The 15,936-nt window shown below is 51.4% G+C and carries 10 protein-coding genes; 6 read left to right on the top strand and 4 right to left on the bottom strand.

What is annotated here, in order from left to right:
- Nucleotides 1–55: 55 nt before the first annotated feature.
- Together IV04_RS08950 and fumC are read right to left on the bottom strand one after the other, a co-directional pair.
- Nucleotides 56–3,172 (bottom strand): sialate O-acetylesterase, encoded by a 3,117-nt coding sequence (locus IV04_RS08950; RefSeq protein ID WP_037399573.1) that lies wholly within the window; start codon nucleotides 3,170–3,172, stop codon nucleotides 56–58.
- A gap of 272 nt (nucleotides 3,173–3,444) precedes the next feature.
- Nucleotides 3,445–4,842 carry a class II fumarate hydratase gene (gene fumC / locus IV04_RS08945; RefSeq protein WP_037399575.1) on the bottom strand — a complete coding sequence of 466 codons (1,398 nt, stop codon included), beginning with the start codon at nucleotides 4,840–4,842 and terminating at the stop codon, nucleotides 3,445–3,447.
- A gap of 171 nt (nucleotides 4,843–5,013) precedes the next feature.
- Here fumC and manA point away from each other — a divergent pair, with 171 nt between their 5' ends.
- Nucleotides 5,014–6,192: a mannose-6-phosphate isomerase gene (gene manA, locus IV04_RS08940; protein WP_037399578.1), complete on the top strand. Its 1,179-nt coding sequence runs from the start codon at nucleotides 5,014–5,016 to the stop codon at nucleotides 6,190–6,192.
- Nucleotides 6,193–6,444: 252 nt separating this feature from the next.
- The gene (locus IV04_RS08935) at nucleotides 6,445–7,971 is read left to right on the top strand and encodes a YdgA family protein (protein WP_037399581.1); all 1,527 of its coding nucleotides are present in this window, start codon (nucleotides 6,445–6,447) and stop codon (nucleotides 7,969–7,971) included.
- Nucleotides 7,972–8,027: 56 nt separating this feature from the next.
- On the opposite strand, the gene IV04_RS08930 is transcribed toward IV04_RS08935, so the two are convergent.
- Nucleotides 8,028–9,059, bottom strand: a complete 1,032-nt coding sequence (locus IV04_RS08930; protein ID WP_037399584.1) for a Mal regulon transcriptional regulator MalI — start codon at nucleotides 9,057–9,059, stop codon at nucleotides 8,028–8,030.
- A gap of 229 nt (nucleotides 9,060–9,288) precedes the next feature.
- Here IV04_RS08930 and malX point away from each other — a divergent pair, with 229 nt between their 5' ends.
- From malX to add, 4 genes are all read left to right on the top strand, one after another.
- Nucleotides 9,289–10,872 carry a maltose/glucose-specific PTS transporter subunit IIBC gene (malX, locus tag IV04_RS08925; RefSeq protein WP_037399587.1) on the top strand — a complete coding sequence of 528 codons (1,584 nt, stop codon included), beginning with the start codon at nucleotides 9,289–9,291 and terminating at the stop codon, nucleotides 10,870–10,872.
- Between the two features lie 45 nt (nucleotides 10,873–10,917).
- Entirely contained in the window at nucleotides 10,918–12,123 is a 1,206-nt protein-coding gene (locus tag IV04_RS08920) for a MalY/PatB family protein (protein ID WP_037399590.1), read from the top strand.
- A gap of 282 nt (nucleotides 12,124–12,405) precedes the next feature.
- Entirely contained in the window at nucleotides 12,406–13,725 is a 1,320-nt protein-coding gene (locus IV04_RS08915) for a serine hydrolase (protein WP_051916734.1), read from the top strand.
- 207 nt (nucleotides 13,726–13,932) lie between these two features.
- Nucleotides 13,933–14,931: an adenosine deaminase gene (add, locus tag IV04_RS08910; RefSeq protein ID WP_037399594.1), complete on the top strand. Its 999-nt coding sequence runs from the start codon at nucleotides 13,933–13,935 to the stop codon at nucleotides 14,929–14,931.
- Between the two features lie 42 nt (nucleotides 14,932–14,973).
- On the opposite strand, the gene IV04_RS08905 is transcribed toward add, so the two are convergent.
- Nucleotides 14,974–15,885: a LysR family transcriptional regulator gene (locus IV04_RS08905; protein ID WP_051916733.1), complete on the bottom strand. Its 912-nt coding sequence runs from the start codon at nucleotides 15,883–15,885 to the stop codon at nucleotides 14,974–14,976.
- Nucleotides 15,886–15,936 lie beyond the last annotated feature (51 nt).

Below are 15,936 nucleotides of genomic sequence, written 5' to 3'. Positions count from 1 at the left end.
CCCAAGGGTAACAAAAATAAGCCAGACAACAAGGTATTGTCTGGCTGAGACGGGATTAAAAAATAAACATGCTTTCTTCAATCTTACTGATTGCCACCCCACGCAGGGTAATCTGGCTGTCCAGATAAGAGATCACCGTATCGTTATTAACCGCCTTGAAGCGCAGATCGTCAAAACTCACCGCAGAGTCGGTGAACATTATTTTGTCTTCTTTAACATTGAAGTCACCAATAATGTCTTTACCCGCGCTACCGCTGAAGATGAAGAGATCGTTACCGCCATAACCATACAAAACGTCATCGCCCAAGCCACCGATAATGGTATCTACCCCCAGCGTACCATAGACGGTGTCATTACCTGCCCCGGCATCAATATAGTTTACTTTATCTTTGTCATTATTACGGTCGAGGTCATAGGCATAAATAACGTCATTACCCCCACCGGATTCAATGATGTTATTCCCACCATAGGCATAAATGGTGTCATTCCCGTTGCCGGTCACGATATGGTCATCGGCTCTACTGGTGTGGATTATATTGTTACCATCACCGGTTTTGATCATGGTCCGATCACCACTCCCTAACAGACGATTGGCCGCCGTATCAATATAGTTATTACCGTTGCCGGTTTGCACAATATCAAGGGCACCACCGTAGGTATAGATGCGCTTGTCACCGTCACCGGCGATCACCAGATCGCTGCTGTATGATGTGTAAATGGAATCCCGACCATTGCCCGTGACCACCTGCTTGGTGGCTCCCAGATCGTCGTTGCGATTACTGGAATAGGCATGAATATTATCGTTACCATCGCCAGTCTTGATGTAGTCATTACCACCGTAGCTATAAATGGTGTTGTCACCTTCTCCGGCCTCAATCAGATCGTTGCTGGCTCCGCTATAGATAATATCGTTACCGCTGCCGGTAATAACTTTAACCGTATTACCGCTGCCTTCAGTACGGTTTCTGGCGGTATCAATATAGTTATTGCCGTTACCAGTAATAATGCTGTCATTACCACCATAGGTGCGGATAACTTTATTACCATTACCAACCATGATTTGGTCATTGCTGTAAGAGGTATCAATGATATCGCGACCATCACCGCTGATGATTGTTTTAGTAATATTAATATCGTCGTTACGGTTAATGGCATAAGCCGCAATAGTATTATTACCATTGCCAACCTTGATACTGTCTGTACCGCCGTAGGAATAAATACGCTTATCCCCATCGCCACCCACAATGGTATCGTCACTGTCCGAGGCTTCTATATAATCGTTGCCCGCCCCACTGTTAATCAGTTTAGTAAAGCCCTTGTCCTGCTGGCGGTTATTGGATGTGGCATAAATAATGTCATTACCTGCGCCAGCAATGATTTCATCATTACCGCCATAACTGCGCACGACATTATTACCTTCACCCAGATCGATGAAATCGTCGCCTTTAGCACCATAAACCGTATCATTACCTTCACCGGCATAAATGATATGCCGAGCATCGGCATCGTCCGTATTGCCGTTTTTGGCAGCATAAACAATATCATTGCCTGCGCCAGCAAAAATAATCTCGCTACCTTTATTACCATAGATAACGTCATTACCCTCATAGCCATAGATAATGTCGTTGCCGTCGCCACCGTTCAGTACGTTATTGTATTGGTTACCATAAATAGTGGTATGTTCCCCCGCAGGCCCTTGACCATAAATGACCAACTGCAGTTGGGCATGAGCGGTTAATGCGGTTTCATCACTGATCTGATAGTCGACGACGATCCTTACTGATTCGCCAAAAGCCAAATCAGCATAAGCACCTTGATGGTCAAAAATGTATTGCCCATTGGCGGAGATCTTAAGGCGCCCGCCTTGCTCCAGGCTAATCCATTCACCCACGGCATCCGCACGGTTATCAACAGCAGAAACCTGGATCACCTGCGGGTTATAGTCACGATCATTGAGCAGAACGTTGCCAACATCTTCAGTGATGCCTGGGATCACAGTCACGCGATCGTCATTGGCTTCTGGTGCCACTGGCCGCAACCACAGTGGAATATACCCGGTAATATCTTCCTGTGCGACCGGGCTACCCATCAGATCCTTCAGGAAATTGACCGCAAACTGATACCCCATATAGGAGTATCCTTCCGCATCGAAATGTACCAGTCCGTTAGATGACTTCTGGAAATGCTGCATACTGAAAAACTCAATATAGTCAGAAGCATTAGCGGCCTGCTGCAACTCAGCCTCGATCTGTGGCCCCCCTTGGTATGGAGAGGTGCCACTTGCCACCAATTTGAGATCCTCCATGGCAAATTCGTTTTGCATACGAGCAAGTAAGGTCAGCAGTTTTTGATCGTAGTCACTGTGGCGACCATAATCATTTTCCCCTTGCGTCCAGCCGACACCACCAATAAACGGCGCATATCCTTCATTGGCAATCGCCTGTGAAGCCTTCAGCGTATTGGTGAAAATACGTGTGAGCATGTCGCCGTTAAGCCAACGGTCAATGGAAGTACCACCCGCAGTCACTTTGGTCAGATAGACATCTGAGCCTAAGGCCTGTGTCAGGTTGGCACCAAGAGACAATTCAGAACCCGCCCAGGTTTTGGCTGAAGCAGCACCAAACTCCAATGGATGGGTGTTTTTATTCGGTGTCAGGCTTTCAAACTGGTTACCGGTCCAGATTTTTACCTGTTCCTGCACACCGCGCAGTTCAGGATCAAAGTCAGCCACATCTTCCCAACCAGCCATGTTCGACTGGCCGGACAACACGAAGTTATAGCGTGTTTCTGCAATAATCCCCGCATTGTTTACTCCACCACTGGCCTTCACCCCAATCACGGCAGGGCCTTCGGTATGCATATTGGTGCCAACTACGGCGTTATATTTAGATATACCGTTAAGCAGCGCCCCGCCTGAACCCGTGGCAGTAAAATTCTCTGTGGTCACACCGTCTGTGTGATAGACCACTGCGCTGGCACCTTCACCTAGAAGATACTGGTTTTTGAACAATGCCACGCCAGAGGTTTGAATTGCCCCAGCCGAATTCAATAAAACAATAATGCTGTTTTCGCCACCCGCATAAACAGCAGTGGCCAGATCCATCGGATTACTCTCGGTTCCCAGCGCATTTTTAGTGCCATTCGCACTCACATAGATCACATTTAACGACATAATTCCCTCTACATCACGGTTGATATTATCTTGCCTCAGGCCCGTTCCTCAGGCCTGAAAAGCGCTGGAAAATACCGGAGACGGACGAATATAGAGGGTGGTGAGTGTTTTTTCACCACCCAAGAGGGAAATAAGTAATTTCTCAAGTTAATTCGAGCAAAAAACTAGGAATGAGTAAATGTTCAGCAAGTAATTGCCTATGGAGAGGGGTATTGAATTGAGATAAAACCAACAACAGGCGCAATATGCTGCGCCTGAAATATTGGGGCAGACTATTTCTTCATACTCCCAACCATATCTGCTGGGCGTACCCATTCATCAAACTGCTGCTCAGTGAGATATCCCAGCTTTAACGCGGCAGCTTTCAACGTCAGCCCTTGTTGATGGGCATACTTGGCGATCTCCGCCGCCTTGTCGTAACCGATGTGGGGATTCAGCGCAGTCACCAGCATCAGCGATTCATTCAGTAATTGGCTGATCCGATCGCGGTTTGGCTCAATCCCTACCGCACAGTGCTGATTAAAGCTGCTCATACCATCTGCCAGCAAGCGGACTGATTGCAGGTAGTTGTGGATCACCAACGGGCGGAATACGTTCAGTTCAAAGTTACCGGAAGCACCGCCGATATTCACAGCCACATCATTACCCAACACTTGGGCACACAGCATGGTCATGGCTTCACACTGCGTTGGGTTAACCTTACCCGGCATGATGGAACTGCCCGGCTCGTTTTCTGGAATAGAGATCTCACCAATCCCACAGCGTGGGCCAGAAGCCAGCCAACGAACGTCATTGGCGATCTTCATCAGCGATGCTGCCAGCCCTTTCAACGCCCCGTGCCCATGGACTAACGCGTCGCAGCTCGCCAGGGCTTCAAACTTGTTAGGCGCAGTAACAAAGGGTTGCCCAGTTAACGCTGCCAACGCTTTAGCCACCCGCACCGCATACTCTGGATGGGTGTTCAGCCCGGTGCCTACCGCCGTGCCCCCCAATGCCAATTCGCACAGATGCGGAATGCTGGCTTCGATATGTTTGAGGTTGTGTTCCAGCATCGCCACCCAGCCAGAGATTTCCTGCCCTAAGGTTAGCGGTGTGGCATCCTGCAGATGGGTTCGGCCAATTTTGACGATATCGTGAAAAGCCGTTGCCTTACTGCTTAACGTTTGGTGCAGCAGCCGTAGTTCAGGGAGTAGATGCTGACGTAATGCGATCACCGCCGCTACGTGCATAGCGGTTGGGAAAACGTCGTTCGAGCTCTGGCTTTTATTCACATCGTCGTTCGGGTGTACCCGGCGTCCTTCCCCTCGCTCGCCCCCCAGCAACTCACTGGCCCGATTAGCCAATACTTCGTTGATATTCATATTACTTTGGGTACCGGAACCCGTTTGCCAAACCGACAGCGGGAACTCGCTGGGGTGTTGATCGGTCAGCACTTCATCCGCTGCCTGGACGATGGCGTGGCCCCGTTCAACCGGCAGCAACCCCAGTTCCATATTAACGCTGGCAGCAGCTCGTTTGGTCATGGCCAATGCGTGGATCAGCGCCAGCGGCATTTTCTCTGTAGAGATACGGAAATGTTCCAACGAGCGCTGAGTCTGTGCTCCCCAGAGCTGATTGGCGGGTACTGCGATGGGCCCCATAGAGTCTTTTTCAATGCGAACGTGTGCCATAGCTGTCTCCTTAGCTCATTCCCTAAAGATTAAGGGGTACCATCAGTATAGCGAGATAATAATTATTCGCATTAAGCACTTAGCCACCGGGCTTTTTAGCGTTCTCTGCTTGCATGCACCTTGTCCACATTGTTTACTTAGGCAATTTCCTTTAGAAAGCAGGTTGTAATCATGCAAAAAATGACCAACTCGATACAGAATTATGCTTGGGGTAGCGCTGATGCGTTAACCCAGCTTTACGGTATCGCCAACCCAAGCGGTAAACCGATGGCTGAACTGTGGATGGGAGCCCATCCGAAAAGCAGTTCACAGGTAACCGATGCCAATGGAAATTTGCGCTCGTTGCGTGATGTCATTGATGAAAACCAGCCAGAACAACTGGGTGCCAAAGTGGCACAGCGCTTTGGTGAGTTGCCGTTTCTGTTTAAGGTGCTGTGTGCCGATCAACCGCTTTCCATTCAGGTGCACCCGAGTAAAAGCGCCGCAGAGGCGGGGTTTGCCAAAGAGAATGCCGCAGGCATCCCGCTTGATGCCGCCGAACGTAACTATAAAGACCCCAACCACAAGCCAGAGTTGGTATTTGCTCTAACGCCATTCCTGGCAATGAATGGTTTCCGCGAGCTTGATGACATCGTTTCCCTGTTACAACCGATCTCCGTGGCACATCACGATATCGCCACCTTCCTGCAACAGCCGGATACCGCTCACCTGGCGAAGCTGTTTGCCAGCCTGCTGGGCATGAGCGGTCAGCAAAAAACGCGGGCTTTGGGGGTGCTGAAAGCCGCCTTGAATAACCAACAGGGTGAGCCTTGGGATACCTTGCGTTTTATCGCCGGTTTTTATCCCGATGATAACGGGCTGTTCTCGCCACTGTTGCTGAATGTGGTCAAACTGGCTCCGGGCGAAGCGATGTTCCTGTACGCCGAAACCCCGCATGCCTACCTGAATGGCGTGGCGCTGGAGGTGATGGCGAATTCAGACAACGTGTTGCGGGCCGGGCTGACGCCCAAGTTTATCGATATTCCAGAATTGCTGGCCAACCTGCAATTCCACCCACAACCGGCGTCTGGCTTACTGACTCAACCAGAAAAGCGCGGTAATGAGCTGTTTTTCCCGATCCCGGTTGCGGATTTTGCTTTTTCTTTGCACGATCTTTCCACCACCGCACAACCACTGGCGCAAGACAGCGCAGCCATTGTGTTCTGCGTTGCCGGTGAGGCTACGTTAGAAAAACAAGGGCAACAAGTCGTGTTGCAACCGGGTGAATCCTGCTTTATTGCCGCTGCCGAGCCGCTGATTTCAGTGAGTGGTAGCGGTCGTATAGCCCGTGTTTATAATATCTTGGCTTAATCACCTGTAAAACTAAGCAAATTAGTTGCTAAGATGATTCAGTTACCGACACAATTAAACGCCTCCCGGCGTTTCAGACTGCTGACAAAGCCCGTTATTAGGGGGAGCGCCCCTCGGTGCGCTAGACCCGGATATCTCGGGTTAAAAGACCACTTTGTCATCGAGCGCAAACGCCTCTCGGCGTTTTTTTGCAGGCACAATTTGCCCATCCATCTATTGAAATAGGTGGCCAAAGAAAGGATGAACAGAACTATGAAAAAATCGTTAGTCGCTGTCAGCGTTATTGTGGTTCTTGGCGCGGCATGGACCGGAGCCTCTTGGTACACCGGCAAGCTGATCGAGCAGCGGATGGGCGAGATGGTGGATAACGCCAACAGCCAGTTGAAAGTTTACCTGCCTGATGCCGGTATCAAACTGAGTTATGAAAACTACCAGCGCGGCATTTTCAGCAGCCATTTGCGCTACGTGCTGCGCTCCGATGGCACGATTAAAACCGATGGCGGGTTATTGAAAGCGGGTGAAGAAGTGGCCTTGCTTGAAACTGTCGATCATGGCCCATTCCCTCTCGCTCAGTTGAAAAGATTCAACCTGATCCCAAGCCTGGCGTCGGTTCATACCGAACTGGAAAACACACCGCCAGTCAAAGCGCTGTTTAAGATCACTAAAGGTCAATCCCTGTTCACCGCTGATTCGCGCATTACCTACAGTGGCGACACCTCTTCGGCAATCGACGTGATCCCGGTTGAGTTGCAAAAAGACCAAACCTCACTGAAATTCAGCGGCGCTACCCTCAATGCTGACGTTGGCCGTGACCTGAAAACGATTGTTCTGAACGGCAACAGTGACAGCACCATTATCAGCGGCCCAGGCCAGTCGGGCCTGACCGAGCAAGTCACGCTGCAGGGCCTGACGCTGAACAGCAATACCCATAAAGGCCAGTTCGATCTCAGCTTGGGCGATCAGAAACTGGGGCTGAAGCAGTTGAAAGTTGCCGTTGACGGTAAAGAAGTGTTGACCATGGACGGGGTAAACCTGGCCAGCCAATTCGGTGAGAAAGACACCAAGCTGAATGGTCAGTTCGATTACACACTCGACGCTGTCAAAATTCAGGGGAATGATTTTGGTTCCGGTAAACTGCTGCTGAAAATTGATAACCTGGATGGCAAATGGCTGAAAGAGTTCGCCACTCGCTACAATCAGGAAGCCATGGCTCTGTTACAGCAGTCCGCAACGCTGGATCCGCAAGCTTATCAGCAACAGACTTCCGAAATGCTGATCAAAAATCTGCCACTGTTACTGAAAGGCAATCCGTCCATCAGCATCGCTCCGCTGAGTTGGAAAAACAGCAAAGGTGAAAGTACCTTTACGCTGAATCTGGATCTGACCGATCCGACTCAGGCCGATTCTACCGCTGTTTCCCCCGATCAGTTGCTCGCACAATCGGTGAAAAAACTGGAAGCAGCGTTGGTTATCCCGGTAGCAATGGCAACTGAAACCACAGCGCAAGCGGCTAAACTGCAAGGCTATAGCGCAGAAGAAGCGCAGAAAATGGCCCAGCAGCAGATACAAAGCCTGGCCGCCATGGGGCAGATGTTTAAGCTCACCACGCTGAAAGATGATGTCATCGGCAGCAGCTTCCACTACGCCGATAATCAGGTCGAACTGAACGGTAACAAAATGTCGTTGCAGGAGTTTGTTGGCTTGTTCGGCATGATGGGCGGCAGCCCGGCTGCACCGGCACAGGATGCCGAGCCAGCTCAGCCTTCTCTGGATAAATAAAGGTGTATTGCAGGGGCCAACATTGTTGGCCCTTTCATTTCAACTCATCACTTTCGTCAGGCCGAACCGCGTTTGATCAGTGTTGGTGGCAAAATCACATTTTGCGGCGGCAGATCGTCATCGGTAATGCGCTGCAACAGTCGAGATGCCGCGCTGCGGCCAACATCACGGGCGGAACTGGAGATAAAAGTGAGCGGCGGTTCGGTCAGTTCAGCTTCCGGCACATCACCAAAACCGATCAACGCCACCTGTTGAGCATAAAAACTGTCCATCCCTTCTGAGCCGATACTGCGGCCACTGCGTACCATCCCGAAGTAAGCTCCTAATGCCACCGACGCTTTGTGGCACACCAGCGCACTGATATTTGGGTACTGCCGCAACAGGTTTTCCGCCGCTTCCGCCGCAGCCCGCTGATGGCAATCGCACTCCACAATCCACTCGGAACGGAACGGCAAGCCATATTGCACCAGCGTGGCACAGAATCCCCCCAAACGTTCAGCACGCGTTAGGGAATCGCTTTGCCCACCGAGATAGGCGATCTGGCTATGGCCGCGTTTGATCAGGAATTCGGTGGCCATCTTCGCCGCCTGCATATTATCCGGTCGCACCACATCAACGCCTTCTAAACCGTTCGAGCGCGCAGCGCAAACCAGCGGCACCCCCTGCTCTTCAGCTTTCTCTTTCAGGCCGCTGGCTGAACGCACACCGCCTGCCAGCACCATGCCATCAACCCCCTGTGCCAGCAGGGTATCAAAACAGCGCATCAACCCTTTGCCTTCGCGCCCGCTTTGCGTCAGGAACAGCACTTTACCGTTGGCTTCCAGCACTTCGCTCAGCCCGGCGGTCATTTCGGCATAGAACGGCTCGCAAATATCACGCAGAATCAAACCGATCACCCCCGACTCGCCACCGCGCAGCGTCGCCGCCTGGCGGTTACGCACATAGCCAAGCACTTCGATCGCCTGATTCACTCGGGTCATGGTCGCGGGTGAAATACGCCCTTTGCCGCTCAGCACCAACGACACTGTCGTTACTGATACGCCCGCCAATTGTGCGACGTCGGTGATGGTGATCTTTTTGATAGTCATAACCTCTGCAAACAACCTTTCCACCAGCCAAGGGTATACCCAGCATTTGGGGGATATACCGGATAACTTTACTCGGTAAAACGTTTTACTGCTCTTGTCATTGTCACCGCAAAGCCTGGTGCATAATTGTGACTAGCGGCGCATTTTTGCTAGGTAAAACGTTTTATCTTGTTTTTACCTCATTGGGTACACACAACATTGCACGTTTTTTCGCCAGGAGTGGTCGGTTATGCCAGCGTCTAAAAAACAAAAAATTACGCTTTGGGAGTTTTTCCAGAGCCTGGGTAAGACATTCATGCTGCCCGTCGCGCTACTTTCCTTCTGCGGCATCATGCTGGGGATCGGCAGCTCACTCAGTAGCCGTGACGTTATTACCCTGCTACCTTTCATCGGCCATCCGATTTTCCAACTGATCTTCACTTGGATGAGCAAGATCGGCTCCTTTGCTTTCAGCTTCCTGCCGGTGATGTTCGCTATTGCCATTCCGTTGGGCATGGCGCGCGAGAACAAAGGCGTGGCCGCGTTTTCCGGTTTTGTTGGCTTTGCCGTGCTGAATCTGGCGACCAACTTCTACCTGACAACCACGGGTATTCTGCCTTCCAGCGATCCGCTGGTGCTGAAAGCCAACAACATTCAAAACATCCTGGGGATCCAGTCTATCGACACCGGGATCCTCGGCGCGGTGATCGTCGGTATCATCGTGTATCTGCTGCATGAGCGCTATAACACCATCCGCCTGCCGGATGCACTGGCGTTCTTCGGCGGCACGCGCTTTGTGCCGATTGTCACCACCGTGGTGCTGGGCCTGTGCGGTTTGGTGATCCCGCTGATCTGGCCGTGGTTTGCTGCCGGTATCAACGGTTTGGGGCGGATGATTAACGGTGCTGGTATCTTTGGCCCGATGATTTTCGGCTCCGGCGAACGCCTGCTGTTGCCATTTGGTTTGCACCATATTCTGGTCGCGCTGATCCGCTTTACCGAAGCGGGCGGTACGCTGGATGTTTGTGGCCGTGAAGTCAGCGGTGCGCTGACCATCTTCCAGGCGCAGCTTTCTTGCCCAACCACTCAAGGCTTTGCTGAAAGCGCGACTCGCTTCCTGTCGCAGGGCAAAATGCCCGCCTTCCTCGGTGGCCTGCCGGGTGCTGCATTGGCGATGTACCACTGTGCCAAACCAGAGAACCGCCACAAAATTAAGGGCCTGCTGATTTCTGGCGTAGTGGCCTGTGTGGTAGGCGGTACGACCGAACCGATCGAGTTCCTGTTCCTGTTTGTCGCCCCGTTCCTGTATCTGATCCACGCCGTTCTCACCGGTTTGGGCTTCACCGTAATGGCTCTGCTGGGCGTCACTATCGGTAACACCGACGGTAACATTATTGACTTTGTGGTGTTCGGCATCCTGCACGGTACCGCTACCAAATGGTATTGGGTACCGGTTGTAGCCTCTATCTGGTTTGTCACCTACTACGCCATTTTCCGCTTCTCCATCCAGCGCTTTAACATCAATACGCCGGGCCGTGAAGCCGAAACCACCGCGACCCAGAGCGCACCGGTTGGTGCCGTCGGCAAATCCGGCTATAACGTTCCGGCAATCCTGGCTGCGTTGGGCGGTAAAGAGAATATCGTGTCACTGGATAACTGCATTACCCGCCTGCGCATGTCGGTCAACGACATGAGCAAAGTGGATGATGCTGTGCTGAAAGCCAACCGCGCCATCGGTGTGGTTCATCTTAATGAGCATAATCTGCAGGTGGTGATTGGCCCACAGGTACAATCGGTGAAAGATGAATTAGACTCACTGATAGCCACAGCTTAATTCCCCTCCGGGCGCAGCCTGCTGCGCCCCAATCCGGAGCTACACATGTTTGATTTTTCCACCCCGGTCGATCGTCACGGTACCTGGTGTACCCAGTGGGATTACATTGCTGACCGGTTTGGTTCGGCTGACCTGCTGCCTTTCACCATTTCCGATATGGATTTTGCCACTGCGCCCTGCATTCTCGACGCTCTGCAACAGCGCATACAGCACGGCGTGCTGGGCTACAGCCGTTGGCAGCACGAAGATTTTCTCGGTGCAGTGCGGCACTGGTATCAGCAACGTTTTAATGCCCCCATCGATACTTCGATGGCGGTTTATGGCCCCTCGGTGATTTATATGGTGTCACAGTTGATTCGCCTCTGGTCGGCACCGGGTGAATTCGTCGTCACCCACACGCCCGCTTATGATGCGTTTTACAAAGTGATCCTCGGCAACCAGCGCCAGTTGCTGCCATGTCCGCTACACAAAGTGGATAACGACTGGCAGTGCGATATGGCTCACCTGGAAGCCTTGCTGGCTCGCCCACAGACCAAGATTCTGTTGCTGTGCAGCCCGCAGAACCCAACGGGTAAAGTCTGGAGCCAGCAGGAACTGGAACAGATGGCCGAGCTGTGCGAACGCCACAACGTGAAGGTGATCAGCGACGAAATCCATATGGACATGACCTGGGGCGAACAGCGCCATATCCCATGGAGCCAGGTGGCAACTTCGCCTTGGGCGCTGCTGACCTCCGGTTCCAAGAGTTTCAATATCCCCGCGCTGACCGGCGCCTACGGCCTGATCAGCGATGATAGCTCACGCGAGAGTTACACTCAGGCGTTGAAAAACCGCGACGGGCTTTCCTCCCCGGCAGTGCTGGCGGTCGCGGCGCACATTGCCGCCTATCGCCATGGCGAACCTTGGTTAGATGCGTTGCGCAGTTATCTGCAAGATAATCTGGCCTATGTTGCCGAACGGCTCAATCAGGCCTTCCCGCAACTGAACTGGCAACCGCCACAGGCCACTTATCTGGCCTGGATCGATTTGCGTCCGTTGAGCATTGACGATCGCCAGTTGCAACAGGTGCTGATCGAGCGCGAGAAAGTGGCGATTATGCCGGGCTTTACCTATGGCGAAGAAGGTCGGGGTTTCCTGCGCTTAAACGTCGGTTGCCCACGCAGCAAGGTAGTGGCCGGGATGGATAAGCTGATTGCCGCTCTGACGTTTGTGTTGAAAAGCCAAGATCAGTCATCAGTCGCACAATCCTGAACGTGTTCCCTCCTGTGAGAACCGGTATTTGCACTTCACCGAACTGACCCGCAACCCTGGCAGCGAACCGGGTCAGTTCTTCCTGCATGTCTTGCTCGTTTTCCCTTTAGCAACTGCCATCCCGCTATAACTGAATATTCAACAAATGATACATAAGTGTTATTTGATTAACATTTATGTATCATTTTTGTAAAAATCCATTGCTATCCGACACGATTCCTTCCTATAAGAGCTCTGATGTTTTGGTATTTAATTGAGCAAGATAACCCTAAGGAAAGTGTTATGAAAAAACTGAAAACTGGATTTTTCTTCCTTGTGTGGTGTTCAGGCACCGTACTGCAAGTCAATGCGGCACAAACGCCAATCGCATGTCCAGTAGCACAATTGAGCGTCTGTCCTGCCCCGCTCGATAACCAATTACCCGATGTGAAAGATATGCTGACATGGAACCAGCAACAACGTGTTATCGGATTTCGTAACGATTACCGCTCTTACTTTTATGCAGGTGATGTCTTCAAAGCAGCTAAAGCAGCCCCGCTTTCACGCGAGGCGAGAGATTTATCCGCAGTGAACTATCAATATCAAGGGCAGAATTACACTCTTTCCGACTACCTGAAACGCAATAACGCTACTGGGATGATGGTTATTAAGGATGGGAAAATAGTCTGGGATTATTATAGCGAGGGTAATACCAACACCACCTTGTGGACATCACGCTCTGTGGGTAAAGCGGTCGTGTCCACCTTGGTCGGTATTGCTCTCAAAGAGGGAAAGATCGCCTCGTTGGATGATGCGATTATTAAATATAATCCAGATGTACGCGGCACGGCCTGGGAACAGGTGACCATACGCCAGCTTATGCAGCATACTTCTGGCGTGACCTGGAATGAAGACTACACCAATCCCAAATCTGACTTTGCTCTGTTCACTGAGTGTGAAGCCAATAAACAGACTTATGATTGTGTCAACCGGCTGGTCAACGATCCGCAGCGTAAAGCTTATGCCAAACCAGGGCAGGTATGGTCTTACTCTTCCGGGGGCGCATGGTTACTCGGTGATACGCTGGAAAAGGCAATCAGCAAATCTCTGGCGCAATACTTAGAGGAAAAAGTCTGGCAGCCCTATGGCATGGTTCATGATGGTGTGTGGCAGAGCTATCAGACAGGTAAGCATAGTGTCGGAGCACATGGTTTTAATGCCACGCTGGAAGACTGGGGAAAATTTGGCGTATTTATCATGAACGAAGGGGTATTACCCAATGGAACCAAAGTGTTACCCGACAACTGGGTAGCGGATGCCCGTACCTGGGTCAAGGCAAAAAATTCGATTAGCGCTGAGCACCCTGAGGGGATTTATGGTTACCAATGGTGGAACAACAGCGTGCCAGCCGATAGCAAAGACGTGGGGCCAAAACAGGGCTTAACCAGCGCGGATACCCTGTGGGCACTCGGTATTTTTGGTCAGATGATGGTGGTTAACCCCCAGCAAAAATTAGTGATCGTTCAATGGTCCGTCTGGCCGAAAGCCAAGCCTGAACCTAACGCTGAGCCCCTGGAAGCCTCACTGATGTTTAATGCCATCGCAAATAATCTTGCGAAATAATCACCAGATTTGCCAAATACCGTTCCTGAATGGGAAGCATCTTGATTCAGAACGGTATTTATCATGGCTTTTACCTGCGCATTACTTGATGAAGTGCGTATTTTTTGTGATATAAATCACTTTTTAATGCAACGAAATGGAAGTTTTCATTGTTTTGTTTTTATACTGATACGCACTTTATCAATAACACTATGACGAGTGCCTACCATGATCGATCCCCACCTACCGCTTACCGACCTTCACCGCCACCTTGATGGCAATATCCGTGCCCAAACCATTCTCGAACTAGGCCGTCAGTTTAATCTCCCTCTGCCAGCCAATGAATTGGCAGCATTGCGCCCACATGTACAAATCACTCAGGCGGAGCCTGACCTGATGAGTTTTCTGCAAAAACTGGATTGGGGCGTCGCCGTGCTGGGCGATCTGGATGCCTGCCGCCGTGTGGCTTATGAAAACGTAGAAGATGCGGCCAATGCCGGGCTACATTATGCAGAATTGCGTTTCTCGCCCTATTACATGGCGCGGAAACACCGCCTGCCGGTAGCTGGTGTGGTCGAAGCGGTGATCGATGGCGTCCGCTCTGGCTGCCGCGAACATAATATCGATGTGCGCCTGATCGGCATAATGAGCCGCACTTTTGGTGCAGGGGTCTGCCTGCAAGAGTTGGAAGGTCTGTTAGCCCATCGTGACGCTGTCACGGCATTGGATCTGGCAGGTGATGAGCTGAGCTTTCCGGGCAACCTGTTTCTTGGCCACTTCAAGCGTGCCCGCGACGCTGGTTTGCGCATTACCGTCCATGCGGGTGAAACCGCCGGGCCGGAAAGCATCTGGCAGGCGATCCGCGAGCTAGGTGCCGAGCGTATCGGCCACGGTGTCAAAGCGGTGCAGGATCCGACCCTGATGGATTTCCTGGCTGAGCACAATATTGGTATTGAGTCTTGCCTGACCTCAAATATTCAGACCAGCACGGTGACTGCACTAGCCCAGCATCCTCTGGCAACGTTTCTACGCCACGGAATATTAGCCTCTATCAATACCGACGATCCGGCAGTTCAGGGCGTTGAGATTGAGCATGAATACCTTGTGGCAGCACCACAGGCCGGGTTGACACCACAAGAAATCCGCACCGCACAGGAAAACGGCCTGAAGATGGCGTTCCTCAGCGAACCAGAGAAACAGGCGTTGCGTAACAAGGTTCAGGGGTAACGCGCTCTATAGCAATGAGGTGGCAAAACCACCTCTTTCTCGCTAATCGATCAACGACAACGTGCCATGATGCCGCCAGCATTGCTCCATATAGGCTATCAATGCTCCAATGCGCAGGTTGCCTCGCCGCTCGGGCAAGTAGATTGCGTACAATGGCTTTGGCGATAAATGGTAAGCGGGAAGCAAAGCGATCACCTCACCTTCAGCAAGTTCGGTTTTAAACAGCCAGGATTGAGCGTAACTGATCCCCAAATGGGCAAGCACCGCCGCCCGTAACCCATCAGAACTATTACAGCTCAATTGCCCATTGACCGGTACGGTAAATACTTCATCATGCAATTTCAGCTGCCAGTAACGCTGTAGCACGGTGGTATTCTGATAAGTGATGCAATGGTGGGTTGCCAGTTGTTCAGGCGTTTGCGGGATACCATAGCGTGCCAGGTATTCTTTTGAGGCAAACAAATTACTGGGGATCTCACCCAGTTTGCGTGCCACCACACCTTCAGGCAACGAATGTCCGCAGCGGAAAGCGACATCAATCCCCGACTGCAACAGATTGGCGATATCATCGCTGAGTAATATCTCGATTTTTAATCCAGAATGCATCTCTAGAAAAGGGGCCAGATGAGGAATAACTTCCATACGGCCAAAAGCCGATGGCACACCAACGCGTAGCACGCCAGATAACTGCCCTTCAGCGTTAGCAATGCGTAATTCCACCTCATCCAACGTTTGTAGAATGGCCCGGCATTCCTGGTAATACAGCAAACCTTGTGCCGTGGGGGCTACATGGCGCGTACTGCGTGCCAGCAATGACGTCCCAAGCCGTTTTTCCAACCCACGGATTTGCTTGCTGATGGTTGGCTGTGAAGTTCCCATTTCACGCGCTACGGCGGTAAAACTCCCACTTTCAATCACTCTTACCAATATCCGCATCGCTGAAAGTTGATCCATTTGACCTCATTGATTCTTTTTAAGAATAAATAATATGCTTTTTTGCCAGCT

This window comes from Serratia sp. Ag1, from assembly GCF_000743355.1.
In the GTDB taxonomy this organism is placed as follows: domain Bacteria; phylum Pseudomonadota; class Gammaproteobacteria; order Enterobacterales; family Enterobacteriaceae; genus Chania.
This window is presented reverse-complemented; position numbering and strand designations above follow the sequence as displayed.

What these genes read in the sequence shown, in the direction of transcription:
- IV04_RS08950 (WP_037399573.1), bottom strand. Translation starts at nt 3,172, where the DNA reads ATGTCGTTAAATGTGATCTATGTGAGTGCGAATGGCACTAAAAATGCG.
- fumC (WP_037399575.1), bottom strand. Translation starts at nt 4,842, where the DNA reads ATGGCACACGTTCGCATTGAAAAAGACTCTATGGGGCCCATCGCAGTA.
- manA (WP_037399578.1), top strand. Translation starts at nt 5,014, where the DNA reads ATGCAAAAAATGACCAACTCGATACAGAATTATGCTTGGGGTAGCGCT.
- IV04_RS08935 (WP_037399581.1), top strand. Translation starts at nt 6,445, where the DNA reads ATGAAAAAATCGTTAGTCGCTGTCAGCGTTATTGTGGTTCTTGGCGCG.
- IV04_RS08930 (WP_037399584.1), bottom strand. Translation starts at nt 9,059, where the DNA reads ATGACTATCAAAAAGATCACCATCACCGACGTCGCACAATTGGCGGGC.
- malX (WP_037399587.1), top strand. Translation starts at nt 9,289, where the DNA reads ATGCCAGCGTCTAAAAAACAAAAAATTACGCTTTGGGAGTTTTTCCAG.
- IV04_RS08920 (WP_037399590.1), top strand. Translation starts at nt 10,918, where the DNA reads ATGTTTGATTTTTCCACCCCGGTCGATCGTCACGGTACCTGGTGTACC.
- IV04_RS08915 (WP_051916734.1), top strand. Translation starts at nt 12,406, where the DNA reads ATGAAAAAACTGAAAACTGGATTTTTCTTCCTTGTGTGGTGTTCAGGC.
- add (WP_037399594.1), top strand. Translation starts at nt 13,933, where the DNA reads ATGATCGATCCCCACCTACCGCTTACCGACCTTCACCGCCACCTTGAT.
- IV04_RS08905 (WP_051916733.1), bottom strand. Translation starts at nt 15,885, where the DNA reads ATGGATCAACTTTCAGCGATGCGGATATTGGTAAGAGTGATTGAAAGT.